We start from the raw sequence: 25,837 nt of genomic DNA, 5'->3' as shown, positions 1-25,837 counted from the left end.
TCACGAAGCGCTGCCCGAACCACGGATCAGTTCGGTCAGGAGGTTGGCGCGTTCACGCAGGTTGCGGGGCGCGGTCTGGTCTGCAGAGATCAGCTCGAATAATTTCGTTGCTTCTTCCATCCGGTTTTCCTTCCAGGCAGCGAGCCCGAGCGCTTCTCGCGCAGAATGACGAAGCGGATTGGCTTCCGTATTCAGGGCACCCACCCGGGCGGAAACTGCGTCATAGGTGCCATGATCGACCTCGATCAACCCAGCGCGAAGTTGCGCCATATCGCGGATCGAAACGGGCACCGAATTATCTTTCGCAACAGCTTCGAAGCTTGCGATCGCGCCGGCGGCATCGCCCATATCAGCCTTTACCGTTGCGGCTCGCAAACGCGCCAAAACCGGATAGGCACCCTTGCTGCCGGTTTCAAGCTCGACCAAAGCAGCCAAGGCACCATTCTTATCATCGCCGTTAGCAAGCTTCAGAGCTTCGGAATAGGAATCACCCGAGCGGTTGGCTTGCGTTGTGGCCCAATGGTTGTAACCGACGAAACCACCAGTTCCCAAAACCACTAATACCGCAATGACAATGGCTGCTGGACCATAACGGTCCCAGAGCGCCCGCGCCTGGTCCTGGCGCAGCTCCTCATTTACCTCGCGGAAAAATCCATCGTCCGACATCAATACTTCCGAATTTGAAATGGTGCCCGTTCTCCGGGCCATGGCGAGCGTTTAGGCGGAATTTAGCTGGCATGGAAGGGGGCTGGCCGAAAATGCCCTTGATGAGCGGCCATATACGACCCAAGAGGGCCATATTTTCAGGTTAGAGAACCCTATTCGTGCCATGTGTACCGGTTAACATCATGTTATTTCGTCAAGCGTTTGCTGCTGTTGTCTCTGCTGCTTGCCTGTGTGGCCCCCAAAATGCCGTGGCTGACTCGCGCACCCAATACGTGTTGATTTCATTTGACGGGGCACATGACCTTCGCCAATGGAGGCGTAGCCGGGAACTTTCCCAGAAAACCGGCGCAAAGTTCACTTATTTCCTGTCTTGCGTGTTTCTGCTTTCGCCAGAAACTCGTGGCAATTATCGTCCACCGGCCAAGGCGCCGGCGAAGTCCAATGTTGGTTTTGCACTGGAGAACGACGAGGTTGAACAAAGACTGTCGGAAATTTGGGGGGCACGCGGCGAAGGCCATGAAATCGCCAGCCATGGCTGCGGCCATTTCGATGGCAGTGGGTGGAGCGAGGTCGATTGGGGTAGCGAATTTTCCTCGTTCCGGTCGATCCTACGCGATGCCTACTCACAAAACGCCATCGCCGGCGAACCGGAAGGGTGGCGCAGATTTGCTGAGACGGAAATCAAGGGATTTCGTGCGCCCTACCTGGCAACAAACAAGGCTCTCTATGCCGCCTTGGCGGAACATGGTTTGGACTATGACGCCAGCACCGTGTCTCTTGGGCCTGTAGAGCCGGCGCGGGTGGCCAGCGTGATGCGCTTTTCCCTGCCGCAAATTGCAGAAGGCCCCGCACGGCGACCGGTGATCGCTATGGACTACAATCTTTTTGTACGCCACTCAGCCGGCATCGAACGCACAGACGAAGACAGCGCATTCCAGACCCGCGCCTATGATGCCTTCATTGCAGCATTCAATCAGGAATATGAGGGCGCGCGGGTGCCGCTACAGATGGGTTTCCATTTCACCCTGATGAATGGCGGCGCCTATTGGCGCGCGCTTGAGAGGTTCGCTGAAACAGTCTGTTCCCTGCCGGAAGTCGCCTGCGTGAGCTATCGCGATTATCTTGACCGAACCCGAAAGCCGGGCCCGGATACGATCGGCGGCTAATCAGGGTTCAGCAGCCCCGCGATCGCCAACCGCGTCGCGGCGCTCCAGGTAACGCTGGTCGATATCAGGAAGAGGTTCGTCATAGATCACCGACTCGAACGCGCGCAGCCGTTTGTGAACCGACAACAACTCGACGATCGTCGACCAAGAATTGACCAGAAATTGGAATGAGCTCGAGACCTGGGAAAAGGCATAGCTGATCTGGTTGAGGAGGCCGAGCGTGATGGTTCCGGCAACGATTGAGGGGCCAAGGATCAAAAGTGAAAAAATGCCGTTTGCCTGAAGGTAGGTGTAGCGCACAACATTGAAGTATACATAGTGGAAATATAGACGGAAGTAGTTTTGGCGCACATTTGAGAAGAGCTCCATCACGGTGACCGGTTGCGCGCGTTGGGGATCGTCCTCGCCATAGACGAGTTCCTTACGGTAGGCTGCCTCGACGCGCTGGTTGCGGAATTGCAAGCCGGGCAATTTATAACCTGCAATCACCAAGCTTATCGTGCCCAGCACCGACCATGCCAGCGCCGCGACCACAAGCGGATGGGATATAGGGCCAATAATCGGCAACTCGGTGATGTTGGCTGAGAGGCGGATCAGCACCGGGAGGAACGCGATCAACGTCATAATCGAATCCACAAAACTGACACCCAGCGATTCCATGATCTGCGAGAATCTCATCGTGTCTTCTTGGACGCGCTGGGAAGCACCTTCGATGTGGCGCAATGTCCCCCAATGACCCATGTAGTAGTCATTCATCGCCTGACGCCAGCGGAAGACCCAATGGCTGACGAGGAATGCGTTAAGCACTGAAACATTCATCCCGACCAGCGCCAAGCCTGCGAAACTGGCGACCTGAGCGTAAAACTCCGACTCGGTACTTGTGGTGGTTTTGGCGACGACTGCCTGGATGTAATCCCAGAAGGGGCCATACCAGTTGTTAACCGCGACCGACACCTGGACCTGAAAATAGACAATAAAGAGGATCAGCGCCGACCCAAGGATCGACCAACGCTGCCAGGGATGCGGCGCGTACCAACTCCAGAATGCATAAAAAAGAAGCACGCCCACTGCAAAATAGATGTAAAACCAGATGAACGGCAGCGACCAGAATACAGAAACACCGATGACCGGCGAAGCATCGGTTGCAGCGGGCGGCATCCCGAAATAAGCGCCAAGCGCCTCCCCTCCGGCATACCAGAATATTAGCAGCGTCAGGCTCCACAGAGCGGCTGAGGTGAAAAAGAGTTTCGGCTGCGGGAAAAACGAAAGAAACATGGTGCGCTGGACTCCCCGGACACGCACTACTGACACATGAATATCGAACTCACAATTCTGACGTTCAGCCTACACTCTCTAGCGACCGGAATCGTATGCAATGGTAGCGCTCAAGAGCAGAGTGGCCGCGGCAATGATAGACGGCGCGACGAAGCTTCCCGTATGGTCGGCCATATAGCCTGCAGCAATCGGCCCCAGAATTTGTCCCGTGCCGAAGGCGGCGGTCATCAAGGCAACGGCGCGTCTTGGCGCAGTTGGCGCAAGACTGCGGGCTAACTGCAAGCCAATTGCTGTAATCGAAACAAATGTTGCACCAAGCAGCGCGCCCCCGAGCAACGGCCCCAAAAAGCTGCCTAGACCGACACTTGCAAGAACTCCGACCGCTTCCAGGAGGCAGGTCAGAGCAAAGGTTCGGGTCAGGCCGAGGCGCACGACGACGTGGTTCCAGAGATAAACCGAGGGAATTGCGGCCAGACCTGTGACCAGCCAGACCTGAGATTCAAACAAGCGTCCTCCATCACCTTGGCGTACAATTGCTACGATGAACGTGGCGGTGATGACATAGCCGAAGCCAAACAACCCATATGCCAAGATGATTTTGGCCAGCGCCGGACTGCGCGGCAGAGTGGATTCGCGGCCTACGCTGGCGCCGGAAAGCGGTCCGCGGTCAATTAAAATCCAGGCTGCAACAAGACCCGCAGCCGACAACAAACCTGCCCCAAGCCATCCGTCGTGCCATGAGCCGCCTGCCCATTCCAGCGATGCTGTCATGACTGCGGCCAGCGCTATGCCCAATCCAACCCCCGCAAAATGCAAGGACTGAAGGCTGTTGCGGCCGGCGACAGCGAGATGACCGAACACTATGGTGATCACGAAAATCAGAACGAAGGCACTGGCAATACCTGCCAGAAAGCGGATCAAAAGAAAGACAGCAAGATGTTCCGTAGTTCCCATAGCAGCGGCCAACGCGGCATTCGCTGCCAGAGCCCACAGCATGGTGGCGCGTTCACGTCCCTGTGCCCAGCCACCAGATGCAACAACTGCTCCAATCAGGTAGCCTAAAAAATTGGCTGCGGCGATGAGCCCTGCCTGTGAAGCCGACAGCCTTAGTTGATCCATCATGGCCGGCAAGAGCGGTGTGTAGACGAAGCGTCCAATTCCCATAGCTACAGCCATGGCAATCATCCCCGCCACAGCGAAACGTAGTGGATTTGCTACACTGCCAATCTTCATCACTTCTCTCTAGACTTGCACGGCAGCCGTGCAATCGGATTGTTAGGCCGTGTGGACGAATTGACTCAGGTATAGCTTTTGGGGTTCCGCTGACCAATCCAGTCTGATTCATGGATTGTCGACTGATTTGGAGGTCGGCGATGTCCACGAGGATGACGGAAACGGATTGGGCGAACACGCTGGAGGTTTTCCGCGCTTGCCTGCCACGGCGAGGCCGCAAGGCTGCGGACGACCGGCTTTTTCTGGAAGCCATGCACTTCTTCACGGTGGAGAATGTGCGCTGGCGTGCGCTGCCGGAACGCTTTGGCCACTGGAACTCAGTGTGGAAGCGCTTTGACCGGCTGAGCAAAGCCGGCGTGTTCGAAGCCTTCTTCGACACGTTGGCCGAGATGAGCGCATCGGCCCATCTGATCCAGATGTTCGATTCCACCATTGTGCGCGCCCATGTCTCGGCAGCGGGCGCAAAGGGGGGCAGCAAGGCCAGGCGCTCGGCCGCTCGCGCGGCGGGTTCACAACGAAAATCCACGCCAAGGCGGACAATTCGGGCGACATCATTGCGTTCGATCTGACCGGTGGCCAAGTTGCCGACACAACCCGCTTTGAGACCCTGCTCGACATAGGGCCGGACATCACCCCACGTGCCGCGCTGGGCGACAAAGGCTATTCCAGCAAGGCCAATCGTGCAGCCGCGCGGACACGCGGCATCGCCCCGGTGATCCCTCACAAGGCCAACGAGAAAAACAGGCCAGCCTTCTTCGCCCAGACGCTCTACAAGGCGCGCGCCCGTATCGAACAAGGCTTCGGGCGGCTCAAGCGCTTCAAACGCGTCGCCCTGCGATGCGAAAAGACAGCACGAAATTTCCGCTCAATCGTAAGCTTCGCAGCAGGCCTATGCTTGATCAAATTCGTCCACACGGCCTAGAAATCCTTGTTGGGCCAAGGCGATACGCGCCTTGCTCAAGGCAATCGGGCGATGTTTTATCTTGATGTGGCCAGATGGATCGGCTGCCATTAAAAGATCAATCATCTGTTTTGTGACGCAAAGCCCGAAGGTGCCCTATGGACATAAGCTCTTCCGCCCCTATCGACCCCGTGAAGTTAGAGAGATTGGCGGATGTTGCGGTCAAAATCGGAGTGCGGCTGCAACCGGGGCAGGATCTGATCGTCACTGCGCCTGTCGCGGCACTTAGCTTTACCCGGCGCATTGTCGAGAATGCCTACAAGGCAGGCGCTGGGCTGGTCAGTGTTTTTTATAGCGATGATGAAGCCACGCTTGCCCGCTACAGGCATGGTTCTGATTCGGGGTTCGATCGCGCCGAAGACTGGCTCTATGAAGGAATGGCGAAAGCGTTTGGCAATGGTGCTGCACGCCTTGCGGTACGCGGCGACGATCCTATGCTTCTTTCCAGTCAGGAGCAGTCCAAGGTTGCTCGGGCAAACCGGGCGAACTCAATAGCGTACAGGCCGGCGCTGGAAAAAATTACAGGTTTCGACATCAATTGGAACATTGTCGCCTATCCCAACAGCGCATGGGCCAAACTGATGTTTCCACAGGATGATGAAACCAGCGCAGTCCGAAAGCTTGCCGATGCAATTTTTGCAGCTTCGCGCGTCGACACTGATGATGCGGTGATTGCTTGGGATGCCCACAATGGCGCGCTTCGTAAGCGCACTGAATGGCTGAACGGTCACGCTTTTTCGGCGCTGCATTTCAAGGGCCCCGGGACCGACCTGACGGTCGGGCTTGCAGATACGCATAAATGGAATGGCGGGGCCGAGACCGCCAAAAACGGTGTCATCTGCAATCCAAACATTCCGACCGAGGAAGTTTTCACCACACCGCATGCGCGGCGTGTGGATGGACATGTCAGTAGTACCAAGCCTCTCTCCTACCAAGGGTCGCTTATAGAAGATATCTCCGTTCGCTTCGAAGGAGGGCAAATTGTCGAGGCCAAAGCGTCGCGCGGCGAAGAGGTGTTGAACAAAGTGCTCGACACGGATGCTGGCGCACGTCGTTTAGGTGAAGTAGCACTGGTTCCGCATTCATCTCCGATCTCGCAAAGCGGGTTGCTGTTTTACAACACATTATTTGATGAAAATGCCGCCAGTCACATCGCACTTGGACAGTGCTATTCGACCTGCTTCGTCGATGGCGGAAGGCTGAGCCAGGATGATATTGCTGCGAAAGGTGGCAACAAAAGCCTGATCCATATCGACTGGATGATCGGTTCTGGCAAAATCGATGTGGATGGCCTAACTGCGAATGGAACGCGTATCCCTGTGATGCGGAAGGGTGAGTGGGCATAAAAGGCGGCTCTGACACGTCACGATTTGGCTAGTCCGCTTCCGCGGACCGGCTTTATGCAAACAATGTTGCATACCGCGTGGATGAAAAGCCTACCTCGAGCGCTAAGCCAGTCTCCAGTATTGGGCGCTTGATTAAGGTCGGATAGTCGATCATCAGCGTCAGCGCCGTTGCCTGATCCACCTCGGCTTTTTGTTCAGCAGGAAGTCTTCGAAATGTCGCAGACGCTTTGTTCAGGAGAGTTTCCCACGCGATCCTGTTTGACCACTCTTCGAGCTGCCTCCGGTCGACACCATCTACCCTGAAGTCGTGGAACGTATGGGCAACTCCATGATCGCGCAGCCAGAGCCTGGCTTTGCGCACTGTATCGCAAGTCGTTATTCCAAAAATTTTTGTCTGCACGCATCGTCTCCTGGTAGCCTCTCTGCACCTTGCGAAAAGCTTGAACTGCCCTAATTTCATCGACATCATGCTCCTAGCCGGTTCAGGCAGTCAGGGAAATGACTCGAAAACGTGCGGAAGCAGGAAGCTCAATTTGTGGATGTTTGACGGATTTGATGCAGGCGTAGTCCAATGGATTCCATAGGCGTGGATGCCGCGGAGATGATCCAAGTGGATGCCAGACGGTCCGACGTCTTTGTTCGCTGCGCACAGTACGTGCCCCATCGGAAGCTCCCTGTTCTTCAGTCAGCAGCGGTCTCCGTGGCATGCATCGCTATAGCACTGGTTCTTAGGCTTGCGCTGGGCGAGTTTGTGATCGGCGGCATTCCGTTCATCACGTTGTTTCCAGCGGTACTTTTGGCCAGTGTGGTCGGCGGGCTGAGAGCTGGCCTGCCAACCCTCTTTCTGGGTTCTGTTATGGCGGCTTATTTGTGGCTGCCACCTACCCTGACCTTCCAGCTCACCTCATCATCCCTCGCGTCGCTCGTTGCGTTCTGGTTGTTTGGGGGAGTTCTGGTGCTTGTCGCCGAAGCTTTACGGCGGCTTGTCAGAGCGACGCTTGCGGCGCGTGATCGAGCCAACGTTCTGGCGCACGAGATGCAGCATCGCGTTCGCAACGTGATCGGCGTCGTGATGGGAATTTCCAGGCAGACAGCACGTACAGCCACCGATGTCGAAGACTATCGCGACAAGCTTGAAGCGCGCATCCTTGCTTTGGGTCGCGCTCAGGAACTGGTTTCCGCCACCCGGGAGGGTGTCATCGGACTTGCTCCTCTTCTGTCCAAGGTCCTCGAGCCCTTTGGACTCACGCGGTTCAGGATTTCAGGGCCGGAAGTATTGGTGGAGCGGGAGTTTGGCAGCTCCATGGCTCTGCTGATCCATGAACTGGCAACAAACGCTTTGAAATATGGTGCACTCTCGGTTTCTGCAGGTAGTGTCGGCATTAATTGGACGCGGCTCGACGGAACGGTTACAATTTGCTGGAAAGAGCTCAATGGACCTGACGTGACTGAGCCGGAGCGCGCAGGCTTCGGCTCGCGACTTCTGAGCTCCGCATTTCCTCCCGAACTCGGGCGGGCAACGGTGGAATTTGCGGCAGACGGCGTTCAATGTATCATCGAATTGAGTGCTCCCGAGAAAGGTTCAAGATTTTGAAGCCGTATCGAGAAAAAACTTTAAAACCCGGAACCTAAATCGCCTAGATGCATTCCTTAGCGGGTAGCTACACTTCCCCGACAGGTTTTGAACCGTATGAACATCATAGCCAGCCTTGATCCGCATCGTTCCAGCTTTGATGCGCTGAATTCCATTCCGCAGGTTGCGCTTGATGCTATCCCGGCAGCGGTCTACGTCGTTGATGCTGACGGGGTTATCGTGCGCTATAACGAGCGGGCCGCCAAAATCTGGGGCAGATATCCCGATCCGAGCACACCAGAACGTTATTGTGGCGCTCATCGCCTTTTCCATGTCGACGGACGCGATTTGCCCCATGACGAAACACCGATGGTGGATGCGCTGCTGACATTGACATCACAGCGCGACATGGAAGTTGTAATTGAGAGGGAGGATGGCGGTCGCTCGATCGTACTCGTGAATATCGAACCACTTATCGATGCCGAAGGCACCTTGCGCGGGGCCATCAACTGCTTTCAGGACATAACTGAAAAGAAGGAGCTTGAGAGACAACTGCGAGAAAGCCAGGCTTTTCTCCAGGCGGTGATCGATACCACCCCTGAGTGTATCAAGATCGTGAATAAAGATGGTCAGTTGGTTCGTATGAACCAAGCTGGTGCCGCAATGTTGGGTGCAACCGATTCGTCGGTCGTTGAAGGTCTGCCCACGGCAGATTTAATCGCACCGGAAGATCGGGAGCGCTGGAAAGAACATCACGACAGCGTGGTTGCAGGCTCGCGGCTACGCTGGGAGTTTGACGTCGTTGGTCTCGACGGTCGCCGACGCAACATGGAGTCACATGCAGCGCCCTTTGTCCTTCCCGATGGAGAGCCTGCACAACTCGCCGTAACCCGTGATATCACCTCCCGCAAGGCCGAGGAGAGTGCACGTGAGGAAAGCGAGCGCAGGCACCGCGAAATTCTAGAGGCAATGCCTGCGGCCATCTACACCACCGACAAGGAGGGTCGGATCACATTCTACAATCAGGCCGCAGTTGCTTTTTCTGGAAATAAGCCTGTGGTTGGCAGTGATTCATGGTGCGTTTCCTACAAGCTGTTCAGGCCGGACGGAACCTTTCTTCCGCATGACCAATGCCCGATGGCGATTGCCCTAAAGGAACAGCGCGCGACGCTTGGGGAATATGAAGCCATAGCCGAGCGCCCCGATGGCTCACGCGTGCCATTCATGCCGTTTGCCACGCCTCTTTTCGACAGTGATGGCGTACTCACTGGTGCTGTAAACATGCTCGTCGACATCACGGAAAGAAAGAAGGCTGAGGAACAGCAAAAACTGCTGATCGATGAACTCAATCATCGAGTTAAAAATACTCTCGCGATTGTCCAGTCTCTCGCCTCCCAGACCGCGAAAAATTCCAATTCCATCCAGAGCTTTACACATAGTTTCAGCGATCGGCTCCAAGCTCTCAGTCAAGCCCACGATTTGCTCGCAAAAACCGGGTGGGCACATGCTTCACTGGTTGATGTTGTCTCGCTGACTTTGAAGCCCTTTAAAGGCGAAGTTCTGGCAGATGGACCCACCATGGCCATTGCTCCAGCGGCTGCACTATCGCTTACCATGGTTCTGCACGAGCTTGCCACCAACGCTGCAAAGTATGGTGCGCTGTCGCAGGATACTGGCAAGGTGACTGTGGCATGGGAGATTGTTCCAGCGGATCAAACGACTTTCCGGCTGCACTGGAGTGAAACGGGCGGGCCTGTGGTGACACCCCCAGACCAGCATGGATTCGGCACCAAATTGATTGAACGGTCAGTTGGGAGAGATCTGGCTGGACGTGTCGAGCTCAATTTCAAACCCGAAGGATTTCAGTGCGCTCTCGAAATGCCATTAAACGAGATTTCGGGCCCTACCCTTGGCTGAGCAGCGGAGTTTAAAAGGAGTTCGTGTTTTCGTTGTTGAAGACGAGACCCTGCTCGCGCTTCTGCTCGAGGACATGCTGGTGGACATGGGCTGCGAAGTCCTCGACATGGCCTGGCGCCTTGCTCAGGCTATAAAGGTAGCTGAAACGTCAGAGGCCGACGTGGCCATTCTGGATGTGAATATCGCCGGAGAGCGTGTCGATCCTGTCGCCGATATTCTGGAAAAGCGCAAAATTCCCTTTGTGTTTGCCACTGGATATGGAGTAGCGGGTTTGCCAGATCGGCTGCGTGGACATCCAGTTTTGCCCAAACCAGTCAGTGCAACCCAATTGGCAACCGCATTGGGTAAAGTATTGAACGGGGCAAGTGGCCCGTAGCCGCAGAAGTATCGGCTACGGGCAATTCTAATTATTTAGGCTGCCTTGGCCTTCTGATTGGCAGCCCCAACCGCCAACTTCGTTAGCGCCTCGTCAGTCTTTGATTCCTCGGCTAACGTCTCACCCAATAGCGTGGCGGCGTCCTTCAAACCCAACTCTTCCGCCCAACGCTTCAATGTCCCGTAACGGGTGATTTCATAGTGCTCAACGGCCTGTGCAGATGATACCAAGCCGGCATCCAGCGCTCGGCTGCCCTTATACTCGTCGAGGATTTCCTCGCCTTCCTCGATGATTCCATCGATTGCTGGACAGGTTTTACCCTGTGCGCGCTTGCCGAGAATTTCGAAGACCTGTTGCAAGCGCTCAATCTGACCTTCAGTTTCGTCACGATGCTTTTCAAATGCTGCCTTAAGGTCAGGCGATTGTGCTCCTTTTGCCATCTTGGGCAGTGCCTTTAAGATTTTGCGTTCTGCATAATAGATGTCTTTGAGAGTATCGTGAAAAAGGGTCTCTAGTGTCTTCTCTGCCATGTCGTGCTCCTTGTGTTGAGGTGCACAATCAATGCGGTGCTTCGTCGTCGGTTCCGCATCGTCGAAAATCTAATTTTCATCTTCGCTGATAGGAACAAAATTTCTCTCCGCGCATTGTTCGACCATCGACAAATACTGTTTTAAGGAGGTTTCTATGGGACGCGGAATCTTACTCTGGCTGCTGGGCGTGCCGATCCCGATTATTTTGCTTCTTTGGCTTTTTGTAAGCTAGGAGCTCAATGATGCAATCAAGCTATGCGCGCGGCGACGTCGCCACTCCATCAGAATCATCAAAGCCCGCCATTAACTGGGGGCCAATCATCGCCGGCGCACTAGCTGCGTCCACGGTGACAATCGTGTTGATCATGCTAGGCGCGGGTCTCGGATTGACAGCCGTTTCTCCGTGGTCTGGTCAGAGCTCAACTCTTGCTACTCTGGCCACAGCAACTGCCGTGTGGCTGGTTGTTGTGCAGTGGCTGTCATCGGCAATCGGTGGTTATCTGGCCGGACGTCTCCGGACGCGGTGGGTCAATGTTCATACCGATGAGGTCTATTTCCGCGATACCGCACACGGCTTTCTGGTTTGGGCTTTGGCTACCGTTCTTGTTGTTGGGCTGTTCAGCTCTGCAATTTCTTCTGCACTTGGAACAGGGGTGAAAGCTGCATCGACTGTGGCAGCTGCGCCTGTTTTGGGTGCTGCCGCAAATTTGACAGATGCTGCGCAGGATGAAGGATTGGGCTATCTGGTCGACGGGATGTTCCGCCCTGCTGATCCTTCCCGGCTGGGAACAGCTGGCGACAATGCGAGCGCGACAGCCGAAGCGTCACGCATCGTCGTTGCAAGTATTGCAGCTGGCGAGATGACAACGGAAGACCGGACATATGTTGCCCAGTTGGTTGCATCACGGAGCGGCATATCACAACCAGATGCGGAAGCGCGCGTTGATGCTGCTCTTGCGAAGGCCCAACAGATGAAGGTCGAGGCTCAGGAAGCAGCGGACACCGCGCGAAAAGCCTCCATGACTTTCGCTTTACTCACAGCATTGTCGATGGCTATTGGCGCATTTATCGCCAGTGCGGCAGCTCTGCTTGGGGGAATGCAGCGGGATGAGGACGACGACCGCTTGCATGCGGTCGGATAACACCGCAGCCTTTTTACACATGCATAAGCCGGGGCCCCTATTCGGGGCCTCGGCTTCCTCGTATCAGATTTATGCACCCATTGCCCTTTCCACGCGCTGCGTTTTAAAGTCCGATGTCCATAGGGGAGCTCACCGTGACTGTTGTCAAAAAGCACAATGTCCATATTTCCGGCTCAGGAAGCCAGCACATGGTCTTTGCCCATGGGTTCGGGTGTGACCAGAATATGTGGCGCCTCGTAGCGCCGGCATTTGAGAATCGCTTCAAGGTCGTACTATTTGATCATGTGGGCGCCGGCGCATCAGACCTGGCTGCATATGATTTCGAGCGGTATTCCTCATTGGAAGGCTATGCAGATGATGTGATCGCCCTTTGTCGCGATATGGGCATCAATGACTGCGTGTTTGTCGGCCATTCCGTCAGCGCCATGGTGGGTGTTCTAGCCGCAAAGAGAGCGCCGGAACTGTTTGCCAAGCTGGTACTGATCGGTCCCTCGCCGCGTTATACCAATGATGGTGACTACGTCGGAGGCTTCAGCGAAGCCCAGATCGAAGAACTGCTTGAATTTTTGGACAGCAACCATATGGGCTGGTCGGAGGCCATGGCGCCCACAATCATGGGCAACCCCGACAGGCCGGAGTTAGGTCACGAGTTGACCAACAGCTTTTGCCGCACCGATCCCGAAATCGCTAAGCATTTCGCCCGTACCACTTTTCTCTCGGACAATCGCGCGGATCTTGACGGTCTCACGGTGCCTGTACTTATCCTGCAATGTGCACAGGATGTGATCGCGCCGGATGTCGTGGGCACCTACGTGCATCGCAACCTGCCGGGAAGCGTTCTGGTCAATATGCAGGCGACGGGACATTGCCCCAACCTTAGTGCACCAGAGGAAACTATCGCTGCAATCCGAGCGTTTGTCTGAGCTGTGGAAATGGGGCAAAGCAACGCGGGGGATCTTGAGGACCTAGCCGATCTGTTCGAGACAGCCCCCTGCGGATATATTTCTGCCGAGCCTAACGGAAAGATCCTGCGAGCAAACGACACATTATGTGCCTGGCTCGGTCGAAAGCCGGACGACATTGTTGGTCGCCCGTTTCACGACCTGTTGACAATCGCCGGCAAGATCTACTTTGAAACCCATTTTGCGCCCTTGCTGCGGATGCAGGGATTTTTCAACGAAGTGGCGCTGGACATGGTGCGCGCAGACGGCACGCGCCTGGCCTCTCTAGTGAATGCTGTAGAGCGGCGCGACGGGTCGGGCAATTTGCGCTTTCTGCGTATAACCGTCTTTAACGCTACCGATCGACGCCGCTATGAGCAGGAACTATTGGCTGCGCGCGCTGAGATGAAACGCATCAACGGTGAACTGCGCCAGTTGAATACCACGCTGGAACAACGTGTGGCCGAGGAAGTGGCAGAGCGCATGAGAGCGGAAGCCACCTTGAGGCAGGCGCATAAGATGGAGGCCGTCGGACAGCTCACCGGAGGGATCGCGCATGATTTCAACAATATGCTGGCCGTTGTCATCTCAGGGCTAAACTTGATCCAGCGCCGACTGGCCAAGGGCGAGACCAATGTAGGAGCACTGATAGATGCGGCCATGGAAGGCGCAAACAAGGCGGCGACGCTGACCCACAGGCTGCTTGCATTCTCACGCCAGCAGCCGCTGTCGCCTGAACCAATTAAATGCCAACCAGATGGTGTCGGGGATGTCTGAATTGCTGCGCAGCACCCTTGGCGAGCAAATCCGGATGGAGACGGTATTGGCCTCCGGTCTATGGAAAGCGGTGGCTGATGCAAACCAGCTAGAAAACGCGGTGTTGAACCTTGCTGTCAACGCCCGAGATGCAATGCCCTCCGGCGGGAGGCTGACGGTTGAAACTGCCAATACGCATATCGATGATGTCTATGCGGCCGAACATGGCGTGAACTCCGGCCAGTACGTCCTGATCGCGGTAAGCGATACAGGGGCAGGCATGCCTCCCGAAGTCATCGAAAAGGCGTTTGAACCTTTCTTCACAACAAAGGGCGTAGGCAAGGGAACAGGATTGGGACTGAGCCAGGTTTTCGGGTTCGTTAAACAGTCTGGTGGACACATAAAAATCTATTCCGAAATTGGACAGGGCACGGCGATAAAAATTTACCTGCCACGCAGCTATAGCGCCGGCCAAGCTGTTCGACGAGAAGCGGCAAACGGCACTCCTACGGGAAATGAGATCGTGCTCGTCGTTGAAGACGATGCCAGCGTGCGCTCGTTGACCGTGCAGATGCTGACCGAACTTGGCTACACGGTGCGGGCGGCCGAGGGGGGAGCCGAAGGCTTGCATCTTCTCGCCGAAAATCCCGACATCCACCTGCTGCTGACCGATGTTGTGATGCCGGATATGAATGGACGACAGCTGGCTGATGCAGCACGCAAGGCAAAGCCCGACCTCAAGGTCCTGTTCACCACCGGATATACGTCAAATGCTGTCGTGCACAACGGCGTGCTCGATCAAGACGCGCCGATGTTACAAAAGCCGGCCACACTGCAGCAACTCGCTCAGAAAGTCCGTTCAGTGCTAGACGCGAGCAAATAGCCTGCCGCTCTTTAGATTTTCTAGCATTGGTTGGGTTTGCGTATGCAACCGCACAGCACTATCTGCCTAGCTGGGCACCGTGCTCAATTACCAATCATTAGGGTGACGAGGCTATCCTGCCCCTTCTCCATCAGAACTTTACGTTGAAGCTGCCCTGAATGCTTTGGTCGGTGACGCCGGAACCGAACTGGCCGCCGTAGGTCAGGTCCAACGTTGCGCTCGACGTGAGCGCCAGCCCGATGCCGATGTCGATGAGCGCGGTGTCTCCGGCAATCGGTACGCCAGCAATGCCGAAGCTTGGGGTTCCGGTAAAGGACATCGTGGTGCCGGCCGTGACATCGCCGAATGCGTGACGCCAGCCGACCATACCGTGAAGGTTGAGTGATTTGGCATTTTCCATCGCAATCCTGGTGGAGGCGCGCAGGCCCAGCGTGGTGAAGGTGGTGTCCAGCCCATCTGATGCAACAGACAAGGCGCCAGCGCCTCCTTTCTCGGTAAAGCCATCGGTCGAAAGATGGACATAGGCAAGGTTGGCAAACGGTTCGAACGCGATCTGCCCTGCGTCGACCTTGAACGCTACTTCACCGAATGCCTGCGTGGTAGCAGCGCTGTAATCTGCCTCGAAGCGGTCGGCATAGCCCGGCAGCGCGACGTCGCGGCTCGTGGAAATTTCGTGCCAGCTATAGGCTAAACCAGAGCGCAGTGCGAGGTGGCCAAGCTCTTTGCCGGCATAAGTGCCAACGTGGTAGTCATCGCTGCCGGCCGAGGAACCGCGCGCTTCCACGTCAAAGCTTGCATGGCTGTAGCCGGCAGTCAGACCCACATTCCAGCCCTCACCCAGCGTACCGTCGGCGCCTGCGAAGAAGCCGCCAATGTTGCGGCTCAGTTCGGCGGCGTTGCCATTGCCATCCCAGTCGCCGAAGGCACCGAAGCCACGTCCCCAGGTACCCGTACCGGCAAAGGCCGAGCGCAGGCGATCATTTACAGCATCGCGCAGGAAGCGGCTGTCGTCGATCATCGCTGCCTGCATCGAGGCGTGCACTTCTCCGGAGAGTTGATCGAATGCATATTGGGCTGCTGCCTCATCCGGCGATGCAAGCACCGCGTCAAACACCGGGTTGCCGGCTCCCAATGCTTCCACCGCAGTCGCGGTTGCGATCTGGTTTGGCGTTACTCCAACAGAGCCAAAACTCTTTGTGACGACGTCAAGGTACGCATGGTTGGCATCATAGCTGTCAACTAGGTGCAGGAAGGCTGTTCCCGTCAGCGTATAGGTTCCCGACACGCCGCCGTCGGCCTGCAGGATCGTGTAGCGCGTTCCATCCACATAGGGAGCGCTGTCCAGCTTGGTGACTTCAAGCAGAGCACCCGGATCAAGTGTTGCCGTTCCCGTCGCGTGAATGAGATCTGAGGTGCCTGTCGAGGTAACTTCAACCTGATAGACCGAACCTGCTGCCTGCGTGACATTGCCAGCGACATTCAACGTTCCAATGGAATTTCCGGGCGCAATGATGCCGCCCGACTTTGCCGCGATGCCGCCTACTGTACCATTTCCACCAAGCGTGCCGCCTGCGATCGAGACGATGCCGTTGGCGAGCGATCCGTTGACGGCAAGACGACCACCGCTGACATTGACCATGCCTGTGAACGCATCCGACGCACTGGTGAAGTCGGTATTGCCGGAAACCTGGTTGAGCGTGCCGGAGCCTGTGAGGACCGTGCCAAAGGCATAGTTGGAGTCGGTGTGGTTGAAGTTTATCGAACCATCGCCAGCACCGAAAACCAGGCCTGCAGACGAGAATTTGCCGGCGCCAGTGGCAGCCGCGCCCACCGCGCCACCGATGCTGAGGTTGGCACGAGAACCTGCGCTTCCCGCTAATTGGGTGGTGCCCCCCGTTGTTACGCTACCGCCATTGGCAGCGGTGATCGCGCCATCGCCAGAAAGCGCCAGTGTCAGGTCGCCCGTTGTTGCGAACACAGATCCGACACCGTCAACAGTGACGGTTCCGAGGGACGCTGCCCCCAATGCGACATAGCTGGCACCATTGGTCACGACACCTCCATTGGTGATATCAAGCGTGCCTTTGCCAAGTCCGCCGACCAGTATGCCGCTCGTATTGGAGAAGGCGCTTCCTGCACCATCGACGCGCACCTGACCTGTTCCGGTGATGCTTGAACCGAGATACGTGACCTTTGAGGTGGCCTGTGCACCGGCAAGAATTTCTGCCGTTCCGCGGCCAGTCTCTCCGATGGTAAGCCAGTTGGCCGTGGCCCAGAGCGAACCAGTCCCTCTGATGGTCACTGTGCCGTCACCTGTGTCAAAAACGCCCAGGGACGTATTCTGGCTGGACAGAGTTCCACCATTCAAGACAGTCGCAACGGCGTTGCCCTTGAAGCCAATGCTGAGATCGGTGGCATTTGTCCAACCGGATCCCGCACCGTCTATGGTGAGCTGACCTTCCGACTTTTCATCCAGTCCTATGAACCCTGTCTTGGAAGTAATCTCCCCGCCATTGGTGATAGTAACCGCACCTGCGCCACTGGAACCAATGCTGAGGTTACCACTGTTTGCCCAAAGCGAGTTTGGACCATCCACATTGGCGACGCCGGTGCTGCCGACGCCTTCGCCAACGAAACTTTCAAGCGCGGAAACAAGACCACCATTTGAGATGGTGAGTGATCCCGCGCCGTTGCCGCCAACAGTAAAACCACTGCTGTTCATCCATGCAGAGCCCGTGCCGGCGACAATCGCGGTGCCATCCCCGTCGACATTTCGACCGAGGCTGCCTGTCACGCTCTGTACCACACCGCCATTCAGGACATTGAGAACGCCCTTTCCGTTGTTGCCTACATGGACGTGGCCGGTAACGGTCCAGAGGGAGCCGACGTCGCGCACTGTGGCGTAGCCTTCACCACCGTTGAAAGCCACATAGACGTCGGCCGCATTCGCACTGCCCTTATTTGAAATAGTCAAATAGCCGGTGCCACTTCCTCCCACGAGCATGGAGAATGTTTTCCAGTTCGATCCGGACCCGTCGATGACTGCTTCACCGTGGGAACCCGTTTGATTACCGATTACGGCGCTGTTGCTGATCGCCTTGCCGCCGTTCGTGATCCCCACGACGCCCGTGCCTGACATGCCGACAATCGTTTGCGTGCTGGTCCATTGGGAGTCCACGCCATCAATCTTGACGCTCCCATTCGAGTCTGAGTTCAAGCCCAGCGTTGCAATCTTGTTTGTGACAACCCCTCCCTGGTTGATATTCAGCAAAGCGTTGGAATCCACGCCCAAAGTTAGATCACCGCTAAAGTCCAGCTTCGAGTTGAGGCCGCTCACTTCAGCCGTTCCATAACTTCCCGAGTCCACCCCAAAGAGGCCTTTGACAGCTGTCATGGTGCCACCGTTGACATAGACGTAGCCAACGCCTGCCTTGCCAGCGGTCAGATCCCCCGTAAGTGTCCATTTAGAGCCAGAACCGTCCACGTGGACCTCGCCGCTGCTGCCCGCATGGGTACCGAGGATAGCAGAGGCGGCTTTTGCGGTCGCGGCGTTCAATATGGATACAATGCCGCTTCCGTCCTCACCAACCGTCACGCTTCCTGAACTGGTCCAGTCAGATCCCACTCCCTGGACAATTACTTCGCCGTGAGAGCCTGCTGACTGCCCGACATAAGCAGCTGTATTTGTGACCTTGCCACCGGTGTTCACATCCAACAGGGCATTGCCGCCGTTGCCCACTGTCAGAATCCCGGTGTTTGTCCAGACACCACCCGAACTGACTTCAACCAAGCCCGACGCTGTTGAAATATCGGAAATCGATGCGTTGATGTTGCTGACCGACGCGTTGTTGGCGATGTTCATGGTGCCAACTCCGCCGTTGGCAATATAAAGATCAAAAAGATGATTCCAGGCAGAGCCCAGCCCTGTTACGTTTACTGTGCCCTTGGATCCAATCTGGTTGCCGATCACACCCTGGCTATCGCTCACCGTCCCTCCGCCAGAAATGGTAAGCGTGCCATTGCTACCCGCGGTTCTGCCTACGAAAAGGATCAGAGCATTGGCGTTCGCGCCGTTGACCACGGTGGGATTAAATGTCGAGTTGTCGATGTTGGTGAAATCTGCGGCTGTAGGCACGGACCCTGGCGTCCAATTCGCTGGGTCGAACCAATTGCTGGATGCCCCACCATTCCAAGTCTGGTCTGCCGAAGCAGGAAGCACCGCCAGCCCCAGCGTCAATGCTAGTGCGCTGACGCTCGCTAATTGCAGATTCCTGTTTTGACGTGCTCTCTGGCTGCGCGTCGATACGGACATCAATATCATACAAAATCCCATGCGGTGCTATGCGGTTGGGAGTTGGTATGACACCGTTCACAATTGACGTCTTGGACTGGGAGGAGCCAGATTTGACCTGGACTGCACTCGTTCATTTCTGTCGCACCTGTGGCAAAAACACCACAAGACTTGAAAAATGCGCCGCGCCCGAAGGCTTTTTGTAAGCGCTTTAGGATGCAGAACGCGATGCACTTCGCCGGGCTACTCTTAACGTGCTGCCGTGGGCGTGCAGCCAAAACGACGACGGAAACAGCGGTTGAAATACGACACGTCGTTGAAGCCGGACAGAAGAGCGATGTCACTGATGCGCAGAGCATCGCTCGCATGGTCGGCAAGTAGGCGTCGGGCTTTTTGTAGCCGCAATTCGAGCACGCGCTCTGAGAAACCTTGTCCTGTTTCGTGCAGCAAATCATGAATGTAGCGTACCGAAAGAGAAAGTGCCGCCGCGATTGTTTGTACCGACAGATTGGGATCAGAATAGTGATCGGCAATTGTTTTCAGCACTGCGCCGACGCGGGCTGCCCGCAACCTGTGCGACGAGCCAACTTCAATATCACGACCCTTCAGGCCAACCGCCAGTCCGACAAGATCGACTATGGTTTCAGCCGTGTGTGCGGCAACTGCTGCTGTCACTGGGGGTTGGGACGCGACAAACTGCCAGTACCGTTTTAAGAAGCGAAGCCCTTCGCTTTGCAAGTTGACCTGTATGGCCGTGCGATCGTCAATGCCCGAGAACTCATGTGTCAGTGTGGCATCGGGCATGATGACGCTGGTCCAGACGTTCTCGTCTCCCCCTGCCATCTTGATCGGTTCGGCGCCCGACAGCAGAACAGCTTCACCGGCAGCCACCGTGAACTCTCGATTTCTCTGCGTGCCTACGAGATCCGTCGCGCCTTCGTTGATGAACAAACAATAGCCGCCGCCGGTGTCCTCCGAGATGTTGGTCCGTGTGCGCTCAGCCTTTGTAACTGTCCCGAACATGGTGCCTACAACGATGTTGCCCACAGCCACACTGTCGATACGCGCAGAAAAAGGCAGAGACTCCGCAGTGGCGTAGTCCATCGAAACGATCTGCACATTGTGGATATCGCGCCAAAGCTTAAACCGCGCATGGTCATCCAGCCCGGAGGGCAGCATGTCGGACGAGAATGTGAGTTTCTCGAGTATGGGTCCGAGCGGCTTTTTCATCGTGCCTATCGAACAGACGTTGGCGTCGCCCCGAAACGGCGGCGGAAACTTCGGTTGAAGTAGGAGATATCGCCGAAGCCTACCGCAAGTGCGATGTCACTTATTCGCAGGTGGGTATGGCGCCCTCCAGCTAGCATCCGCTTTGCCTTTTGCAGGCGCAACTCCAGTACGCGCTCGGAAAATCCGAGGCCGGTCTCCATCAGGATGTCGTGAACGTAACGCACCGAAACACCCAGCGCCTCAGCTACCGAGGGTGCCGATATCCGGGGATTTGCGAAGTCAGCATCTATCCTGCCGAGGATCGCGGCTAGCCGCGCCGCGCGCATGCCTCGCACTCCCGCGAGTTCAACGGCAGATCCCCGAGCGCCTGCGGCAAGGCCAATAAGATCAAGGATCGTATTGGTGGCATGGGCGATGATGTCTTGGGAGGCGAGCACCGGTCCTTCCTCCAAAAATTGGCAATAGCGAATAAGTAGTTTCAGGGCCTCATTGTCCGCAGCAATCGGCCGGGCCAGCATATCTTCTACTGAAGCGAAACTGTCCGTCATCACTTTGGCCGGGATGACGATGTTCATCCAAGAATTGGTATCATTGCCCGCCATCACGAGTGGCTCGGACGCAGACACAAGCGCACCGGAGTCCAAGCCGATACCGTAGTCTCGGCCGACCTGTGAACCCCTCAGTTCAAAACCGGATTTATTGATCAAGAGGAGATAGCCATCGCGTCCGTCCGCTGAAACGTTGGTGGCCTGCCTGCTGGCGCGCTTTATCGAGCCCGACATTTTGCCAACTACCAGTTGTCCAACTCCGAACGCTTCTATTTCCGCTTGAAACGGCACACTTTCGCCTACGCTGTAGTCGACGGACCAGATCTGATCATTGTGAATCTCCTGCCAGAGCGCATACCTTGATTTTTCATCGAGAGCTGCCCCAAGGGCAGATGAAGAGAATTTGGTCTTTTCCTGCATGGCTCCCCCGAGCTGCCAATCGGGTACCAATATATCGTCTGGCGTCAATTTTGACAATGATCTCAATAATTTGAGCGGTGTGCTCAGGGAGACAAGAAGCCTGCTTTCTGAGACAATACCACTTTCGTGTTTCTGTATGCTCGCGACAGGCCGGAGTTTAAACCGTCAGCAATTTTTGGAAGTCAGCGAGATCGAGGTCGAATCCCGGTACAGGGTAGACGATGGCACACGTGCGATGGTCCTGATTTTCGTCGGCCGGTTTCCGACAGAAAATCGATTTCTGTGCGGCAAAGGGGATTTCTAATCACCGGTCAGGTAGAGCGCGCCTGAGGCTATATCTGCTTCCAGCGCGTCAACCGCTGATCCAAGCTTTTCGTCAATCACGTGGAGGTATTCGGTCCAACTGCCGATGTGAGTGAGGTCGGTTGTACCGTCGGATATGCCGCGCAACGCGATGAGTGGCACGCCAAAGCGGTGGCAGGCGCGGAGGACGGCAAAGCTCTCCATATCCACCATATCGGCATCGATGCCGCCATAGCCCGCGCCTGAAACGATGCCCGCGCCGGTAGATAGGTGCGCCTCGGAAATACCGCGCACCTTATAGGCAAGCGGCAGCGCAATGGGCAAGTCGAGAAACGGCGTTGCGCCTTTAGGAAATCCGAGGGGCGATGCGTCCATGTCGCGGTACGAAACCGATACCGCTTGGTAGATCTTGGTTTGCTCCAGCGTCGAGCTGCCAGCTGAACCGAGAGATACGACCAGATCGGGCAGAGAAGCGTATGCCTTCAAGATAGCCAGTTCAGCGGCCACCGCAACCGCCGCCTCGACCGGGCCGACACCAGTGATAAGCGGCGTGAACCGTGCCTTGAGGTGCGGCCCGTATTCGGCATCTGCGGCCATGACGTAGAGAATTTTATTGCCAGCGACATGCTTCAGCTCAAACATATCGATCAGCCCTCAATACCGTCCCTACCCATCACGGTCATCATTGTTCCGGTCATGGTTGCAATAAGCTTTGCGTCGCCATCAACCGATATTGCATAGGCCTGACCGTCGGCCACAATAATCGTTCGGCCAGGCTTGGTGACGGAGCCGCGAAAAAGAAACCGCGCGCCCCGCCCGGGCGCCAGAAGGTTAACTTTGAACTCGATAGTGAGAACCGCTGCGCCTTCAGGCATCAGCGAATAGGCGGCGTAACCGCAGGCCGAATCGAGAGCTGCCGAGATAATCCCGGCATGCAAAAAGCCGTGTTGCTGAGTTAGTGACTCTGCGTAAGGCATCTCAATTTCAATCGTACCAGGAGTGACGACGGTAAGTTCTGCTCCAATGGTTACCATTGCCGCCTGACGGGCAAATGAAACGCGTACACGCTCTTCGAAATCGATATCGGGAACGCTGTTTCTCACGGCTTTAATTCCCCGCCAATCCGAATTTATTCGGGTTAAGGAAATGCAAAATGTCCACTACGTTGCCATTCAAAAAGCTTCGCATTGCAATGACTTATGTCTTGCGGGTGAGTGCGGCAAAAAAGAAGCCGTCAGTACCCGTCCTTGCCGGAGTAAGGGATATCCCACCATCGGCACCGAATCGCACTGCTTCCGGATGGCCGGGGAAGTGTTTTTGCCAAATTGCTTGTGCATCCACCGCGGCAAAACCTGAGTTTGCAGCAAGGAAGGCTTTCACCTGCGCGTCGTTCTCGGCAGCGAAAACCGAGCAGGTAATATAGACCAGCGTTCCGCCCGGTTTTACGTAGCTTCTCGCTGCACCGAGAATGGCGGATTGCTCGGCAAGACGCACGTCCAGCTGGCGGGCAGTGAGCCGCCATTTCGCATCCGGTCGCCGGCGCCAAGTGCCGCTGCCTGTGCAAGGGGCGTCGACCAGAACCAGATCCATCTGATCAACCAGGGGCGCAAGTTCTGCAGGTTTGGCGATGGCCTGCACATTGCGCGTGCCGGCGCGGTTCAGCCGGTCGAAGATGGGCGCAAGGCGCTGCTTTTCGGAATCATATGCAAAAATCTGGCCACGATTCTCCATGGCAGCAGAGAGCGCGAGGGTCTTGCCGCCGGCACCTGCGCAATAATCCAGAACCTGAGACGAAGTCCCTAGTGCAGCCAAAGCCGCGACCAACTGCGAGCCCTCGTCCTGTACTTCGAACCAACCTTTCTGGAAGGCTGGCTCGGCTTGCACGTTGGGGTGACGACCATGTCCTGAAATCGGCGGAATGCGAATACCGTTCTGGGCAATGGGTGCATTGAAGGCGCCGGTGCCCTCCAGTTCCGCGAGCACCCTCTTCTGGTCAGCCTTTAGTGTGTTAGCTCGCAGATCAAGCGGTGGCCGACCTGACAGCCCCCTCGCCTCAGCGACCCAGTCTTCGCCATAGGATTCTTGTAGCAGGGGTGCGCACCAATCAGGGCAATCGGCTCTGACGGCATCCGGTGCATTGTCTAAATGGCGACCCAGAAGCGCTTGCTGTTCGCTTTCGCTCAGCGGTTCGGGCGCAAACCGGTCTCCTGCGAGCGCGGCATTCAGGCTTTCCGGTGTCTCGCTCCACTCGAGCAGTAACGCGCCATATCCCAGCGCGCGTGGCGTGTCGCTATCGAACAGCCAGGCGGCAGAACGGCGGCGGCGCAGTGCGTCATAGACGATATTGCCAATCGCGGACCGATCGCCTGAGCCGGCGAAGCGGTGAGACAAGCCCCAATCCTTTAGCGCTTCGGAAGCGGGGCGGTGCCGCCGTTCGATATCTTCAAGAACTTCTATGGCTCCTGCCAGTCGTCCGCCTAGCCGCATTTTTGATACTTTCCTTTTCGGTTGCCCGTGTGCGGACTGACTACAAGGCTGCGACCGGTGAGGCAAGTGATTGAGGTCCGGCAGAACAAAGAGAAACAGGCGCGGATTGCTCCGCGCCTGCACGCAAACCTTGGGAGGTGGTGAGATTATTCGGCTGCTTCCTGAGGTGTGTTCTCGGTGACCGAGATTGCCGGGCGCTCCGTACCATCCGCGGCTGCGAGCGCACGACGCACGCCATTGCCATAGTCAGGATGGACCTTGTCGAAATGTGCCAACTGCCGATTTTCGATTTCCTGCGGAATGCCGCCCATCGCTGCCGCAATGTTGGAGAACAGGCGTTGCTTCTGGCTATCGTCGAACAGACTGAACAAAGCGCGCGGCTGCGCATAGTCATCATTGCCGATGCGGTGGTTGTAGCGGTCAGCATCGCCTGAAATGCGCAGCGGTGGCTCTTTCGCTTCCGGCTTTTCAACCGGGCCACCAAATGAGTTTGGCTCATAATATGCATCCGGGTTGCCGGTCTTGATGCCCCCATATGTGTTCATCTGGCCATCCCGGTGGTAGTGATGGACTTCATTGTGCGGGCGGTTGACGGGAATTGCTTCGTAATGCGTGCCAAGCCGGTGACGGTGTGCATCCGCGTAGGAGAACACACGCGCCTGCAGCATCTTGTCGGGCGAAAAGCTGATACCCGGCACGATATTGGAAGGCGAAAATGCGGCGTTTTCGATCTCGGTGAAATAATTTTCTGGATTGCGGTTAAGTTCCATCACGCCAATGTCGATTGGCGGATATTCGCCGTGAGGCCATACCTTGGTAAGATCGAACGGGTTGTAGGAGGTTTTGTCCGCATCCAGTTCGGGCATGATCTGCACCTGGACTTTCCACTTCGGAAACTCGCCATTTTCAAGCGCGTTATAAAGATCTTCCTGGGTGGATTCGCGCGTCTTGCCGATCACTTGTTCGGCTTCCTCGTTGGTCCAGTGTCGATGGCCCTGCATCGTCTTGAAGTGGAACTTTACCCAGTATCGTTCACCGGCGTCGTTCCAGAACGAGTAGGTGTGCGACCCGTAGCCATTGATATGCCGGACGTCGGTTGGGAGGCCGCGATCCGACATCAGAATCGTTACTTGATGGAGGCTCTCAGGCGACAACGACCAGAAATCCCACATTGCGGTGGGTGAACGCATATTGGTCTTGGGGTGACGCTTCTGGGTGTGGATGAAGTCGGGGAATTTTACCGGATCGCGGACGAAGAATACGGGCGTGTTGTTGCCGACCAGATCCCAGTTGCCTTCCTCGGTGTAAAACTTAATGGCAAAGCCGCGCACATCACGTTCGGCGTCGGCCGCACCCTGCTCGCCGGCGACCGTCGAAAAGCGCAGGATAAGCGGCGTCTCAGAGCCCGGTTGCAATGCCTTGGCCTTGGTGTATCTCGATATATCGCCGGTGATCTTAAGTGTGCCATGGGCACCCCAGCCCTTTGCGTGAACGGCTCGCTCAGGAATCCGCTCGCGGTTCTGGTGCGCCAGTTTCTCAATCAACTGATAGTCTTGAAGAAGCAGCGGACCGCGCTCACCGGCGCTCAGCGAATTCTGGTTGTCGGGGACAGGCGACCCTGCCGATGTGGTCATAGTGGGTTTCGTCATGGCTTTCGCCTCCCTCGTCAATCGTGCTGCTTTTACCGAATTTTCCAGGGCAAACTTTAGCCCGCCACACTGGAGCAACGCAGGATAGGCCGGCTGTGCGATAAACACAAATTGCCTTTGCTATTTCTTTCGATAAGATCAGGT

General features: G+C 56.3%; 22 protein-coding genes and 1 pseudogene. 11 read left to right on the top strand and 12 right to left on the bottom strand.

Translation table 11 applies throughout. The annotated features are described in order from the left end of the window. Nucleotides 1–666, bottom strand: coding sequence for a tetratricopeptide repeat protein (locus GA830_RS09630; protein ID WP_195161663.1), 666 nt, complete (start codon nt 664–666; stop codon nt 1–3). Nucleotides 667–848: 182 nt separating this feature from the next. On the opposite strand from GA830_RS09630, the gene GA830_RS09625 reads away from it, so the two are divergent. After that, nucleotides 849–1,832: a polysaccharide deacetylase gene (locus GA830_RS09625; RefSeq protein WP_374939261.1), complete on the top strand. Its 984-nt coding sequence runs from the start codon at nt 849–851 to the stop codon at nt 1,830–1,832. Here the strand turns inward: GA830_RS09625 and sbmA are convergent, their stop codons facing one another. Then, nucleotides 1,833–3,107 (bottom strand): peptide antibiotic transporter SbmA, encoded by a 1,275-nt coding sequence (gene sbmA / locus GA830_RS09620; RefSeq protein ID WP_195161662.1) that lies wholly within the window; start codon nt 3,105–3,107, stop codon nt 1,833–1,835. A gap of 78 nt (nt 3,108–3,185) precedes the next feature. Continuing rightward, a complete protein-coding gene (locus GA830_RS09615) occupies nt 3,186–4,340 on the bottom strand; it encodes a YbfB/YjiJ family MFS transporter (protein WP_258045394.1) in 1,155 nt (384 codons plus the stop codon). Nucleotides 4,341–4,450: 110 nt separating this feature from the next. Between GA830_RS09615 and GA830_RS20395 the strand changes: the two are divergent. The 3 genes and pseudogenes from GA830_RS20395 to GA830_RS09605 all read left to right on the top strand — a co-directional run. Beyond that, nucleotides 4,451–4,699, top strand: a pseudogene (locus GA830_RS20395) (transposase); the annotation flags it as partial. A 38-nt stretch (nt 4,700–4,737) separates the two neighbouring features. Beyond that, entirely contained in the window at nt 4,738–5,262 is a 525-nt protein-coding gene (locus GA830_RS20390; protein ID WP_195164712.1) for an IS5 family transposase, read from the top strand. 137 nt (nt 5,263–5,399) lie between these two features. After that, complete coding sequence (locus GA830_RS09605; protein WP_195161661.1) at nt 5,400–6,647, top strand: aminopeptidase; 1,248 nt, start codon at nt 5,400–5,402, stop codon at nt 6,645–6,647. A 52-nt stretch (nt 6,648–6,699) separates the two neighbouring features. Here the strand turns inward: GA830_RS09605 and GA830_RS09600 are convergent, their stop codons facing one another. Beyond that, nucleotides 6,700–7,047, bottom strand: coding sequence for an arsenate reductase (locus GA830_RS09600; protein ID WP_195161660.1), 348 nt, complete (start codon nt 7,045–7,047; stop codon nt 6,700–6,702). A gap of 300 nt (nt 7,048–7,347) precedes the next feature. On the opposite strand from GA830_RS09600, the gene GA830_RS09595 reads away from it, so the two are divergent. From GA830_RS09595 to GA830_RS09585, 3 genes are all read left to right on the top strand, one after another. Beyond that, a complete protein-coding gene (locus GA830_RS09595; protein ID WP_195161659.1) occupies nt 7,348–8,241 on the top strand; it encodes a sensor histidine kinase in 894 nt (297 codons plus the stop codon). Nucleotides 8,242–8,337: 96 nt separating this feature from the next. Further along, complete coding sequence (locus tag GA830_RS09590; protein ID WP_195161658.1) at nt 8,338–10,137, top strand: sensor histidine kinase; 1,800 nt, start codon at nt 8,338–8,340, stop codon at nt 10,135–10,137. Continuing rightward, entirely contained in the window at nt 10,130–10,513 is a 384-nt protein-coding gene (locus tag GA830_RS09585) for a response regulator (RefSeq protein WP_195161657.1), read from the top strand. The genes GA830_RS09590 and GA830_RS09585 overlap by 8 nt, the downstream gene beginning before the upstream one ends. Before the next feature lie 35 nt (nt 10,514–10,548). On the opposite strand, the gene GA830_RS09580 is transcribed toward GA830_RS09585, so the two are convergent. After that, nucleotides 10,549–11,043: a YciE/YciF ferroxidase family protein gene (locus GA830_RS09580; protein ID WP_195161656.1), complete on the bottom strand. Its 495-nt coding sequence runs from the start codon at nt 11,041–11,043 to the stop codon at nt 10,549–10,551. A 239-nt stretch (nt 11,044–11,282) separates the two neighbouring features. Here GA830_RS09580 and GA830_RS09575 point away from each other — a divergent pair, with 239 nt between their 5' ends. The 4 genes from GA830_RS09575 to GA830_RS20380 all read left to right on the top strand — a co-directional run bounded on the left by GA830_RS09575 (nt 11,283) and on the right by GA830_RS20380 (nt 14,765). Then, entirely contained in the window at nt 11,283–12,185 is a 903-nt protein-coding gene (locus GA830_RS09575; protein WP_374939260.1) for a hypothetical protein, read from the top strand. A gap of 113 nt (nt 12,186–12,298) precedes the next feature. Further along, entirely contained in the window at nt 12,299–13,108 is an 810-nt protein-coding gene (locus GA830_RS09570; protein WP_195161655.1) for an alpha/beta fold hydrolase, read from the top strand. 9 nt (nt 13,109–13,117) lie between these two features. Then, on the top strand, nt 13,118–13,903 hold the full coding sequence (locus tag GA830_RS20385) for a PAS domain-containing sensor histidine kinase (RefSeq protein WP_374939259.1): 786 nt from the start codon (nt 13,118–13,120) through the stop codon (nt 13,901–13,903). Next, complete coding sequence (locus GA830_RS20380) at nt 13,896–14,765, top strand: ATP-binding protein (protein WP_374939258.1); 870 nt, start codon at nt 13,896–13,898, stop codon at nt 14,763–14,765. The genes GA830_RS20385 and GA830_RS20380 overlap by 8 nt, the downstream gene beginning before the upstream one ends. 130 nt (nt 14,766–14,895) lie before the next feature. On the opposite strand, the gene GA830_RS09560 is transcribed toward GA830_RS20380, so the two are convergent. From GA830_RS09560 to GA830_RS09530, 7 genes are all read right to left on the bottom strand, one after another. Continuing rightward, a complete protein-coding gene (locus GA830_RS09560) occupies nt 14,896–18,900 on the bottom strand; it encodes an autotransporter domain-containing protein (protein WP_195161654.1) in 4,005 nt (1,334 codons plus the stop codon). A gap of 405 nt (nt 18,901–19,305) precedes the next feature. Continuing rightward, a complete protein-coding gene (locus GA830_RS09555) occupies nt 19,306–20,160 on the bottom strand; it encodes an AraC family transcriptional regulator (RefSeq protein WP_258045392.1) in 855 nt (284 codons plus the stop codon). 131 nt (nt 20,161–20,291) lie between these two features. Continuing rightward, nucleotides 20,292–21,254 (bottom strand): AraC family transcriptional regulator, encoded by a 963-nt coding sequence (locus GA830_RS09550; protein ID WP_195161652.1) that lies wholly within the window; start codon nt 21,252–21,254, stop codon nt 20,292–20,294. Nucleotides 21,255–21,554: 300 nt separating this feature from the next. Continuing rightward, nucleotides 21,555–22,199, bottom strand: a complete 645-nt coding sequence (locus tag GA830_RS09545; protein WP_195161651.1) for a 5'-methylthioadenosine/S-adenosylhomocysteine nucleosidase — start codon at nt 22,197–22,199, stop codon at nt 21,555–21,557. Between the two features lie 5 nt (nt 22,200–22,204). Then, nucleotides 22,205–22,591: a PaaI family thioesterase gene (locus GA830_RS09540; RefSeq protein WP_195164875.1), complete on the bottom strand. Its 387-nt coding sequence runs from the start codon at nt 22,589–22,591 to the stop codon at nt 22,205–22,207. Between the two features lie 163 nt (nt 22,592–22,754). Continuing rightward, nucleotides 22,755–24,044: an RsmB/NOP family class I SAM-dependent RNA methyltransferase gene (locus GA830_RS09535; RefSeq protein ID WP_195161650.1), complete on the bottom strand. Its 1,290-nt coding sequence runs from the start codon at nt 24,042–24,044 to the stop codon at nt 22,755–22,757. Nucleotides 24,045–24,190: 146 nt separating this feature from the next. Then, entirely contained in the window at nt 24,191–25,693 is a 1,503-nt protein-coding gene (locus GA830_RS09530; protein ID WP_195161649.1) for a catalase, read from the bottom strand. Between the last annotated feature and the right edge of the window lie 144 nt (nt 25,694–25,837).

Origin of the sequence: Mesorhizobium sp. NBSH29 (assembly GCF_015500055.1) — a bacterium.
GTDB lineage: Bacteria > Pseudomonadota > Alphaproteobacteria > Rhizobiales > Rhizobiaceae > Neomesorhizobium.
The sequence above is the reverse complement of the archived record's forward strand: the minus strand, read 5'-3'. Positions and strand labels throughout refer to the sequence as shown.

Excerpts from the sequence above, each read along its gene's own strand:
- GA830_RS20380 (WP_374939258.1), top strand. The coding sequence starts at position 13,896 with ATGTCTGAATTGCTGCGCAGCACCCTTGGCGAGCAAATCCGGATGGAG.
- GA830_RS09530 (WP_195161649.1), bottom strand. The coding sequence starts at position 25,693 with ATGACGAAACCCACTATGACCACATCGGCAGGGTCGCCTGTCCCCGAC.
- GA830_RS09605 (WP_195161661.1), top strand. The coding sequence starts at position 5,400 with ATGGACATAAGCTCTTCCGCCCCTATCGACCCCGTGAAGTTAGAGAGA.
- GA830_RS09590 (WP_195161658.1), top strand. The coding sequence starts at position 8,338 with ATGAACATCATAGCCAGCCTTGATCCGCATCGTTCCAGCTTTGATGCG.
- GA830_RS09580 (WP_195161656.1), bottom strand. The coding sequence starts at position 11,043 with ATGGCAGAGAAGACACTAGAGACCCTTTTTCACGATACTCTCAAAGAC.
- GA830_RS09555 (WP_258045392.1), bottom strand. The coding sequence starts at position 20,160 with ATGGACTACGCCACTGCGGAGTCTCTGCCTTTTTCTGCGCGTATCGAC.
- GA830_RS09615 (WP_258045394.1), bottom strand. The coding sequence starts at position 4,340 with ATGAAGATTGGCAGTGTAGCAAATCCACTACGTTTCGCTGTGGCGGGG.
- GA830_RS09550 (WP_195161652.1), bottom strand. The coding sequence starts at position 21,254 with ATGCAGGAAAAGACCAAATTCTCTTCATCTGCCCTTGGGGCAGCTCTC.
- GA830_RS09625 (WP_374939261.1), top strand. The coding sequence starts at position 849 with ATGTTATTTCGTCAAGCGTTTGCTGCTGTTGTCTCTGCTGCTTGCCTG.
- GA830_RS09535 (WP_195161650.1), bottom strand. The coding sequence starts at position 24,044 with ATGCGGCTAGGCGGACGACTGGCAGGAGCCATAGAAGTTCTTGAAGAT.
- GA830_RS20385 (WP_374939259.1), top strand. The coding sequence starts at position 13,118 with ATGGGGCAAAGCAACGCGGGGGATCTTGAGGACCTAGCCGATCTGTTC.
- sbmA (WP_195161662.1), bottom strand. The coding sequence starts at position 3,107 with ATGTTTCTTTCGTTTTTCCCGCAGCCGAAACTCTTTTTCACCTCAGCC.
- GA830_RS09570 (WP_195161655.1), top strand. The coding sequence starts at position 12,299 with ATGTCCATAGGGGAGCTCACCGTGACTGTTGTCAAAAAGCACAATGTC.
- GA830_RS09575 (WP_374939260.1), top strand. The coding sequence starts at position 11,283 with ATGATGCAATCAAGCTATGCGCGCGGCGACGTCGCCACTCCATCAGAA.
- GA830_RS09545 (WP_195161651.1), bottom strand. The coding sequence starts at position 22,199 with ATGTTTGAGCTGAAGCATGTCGCTGGCAATAAAATTCTCTACGTCATG.
- GA830_RS09540 (WP_195164875.1), bottom strand. The coding sequence starts at position 22,591 with ATGGTAACCATTGGAGCAGAACTTACCGTCGTCACTCCTGGTACGATT.
- GA830_RS09630 (WP_195161663.1), bottom strand. The coding sequence starts at position 666 with ATGTCGGACGATGGATTTTTCCGCGAGGTAAATGAGGAGCTGCGCCAG.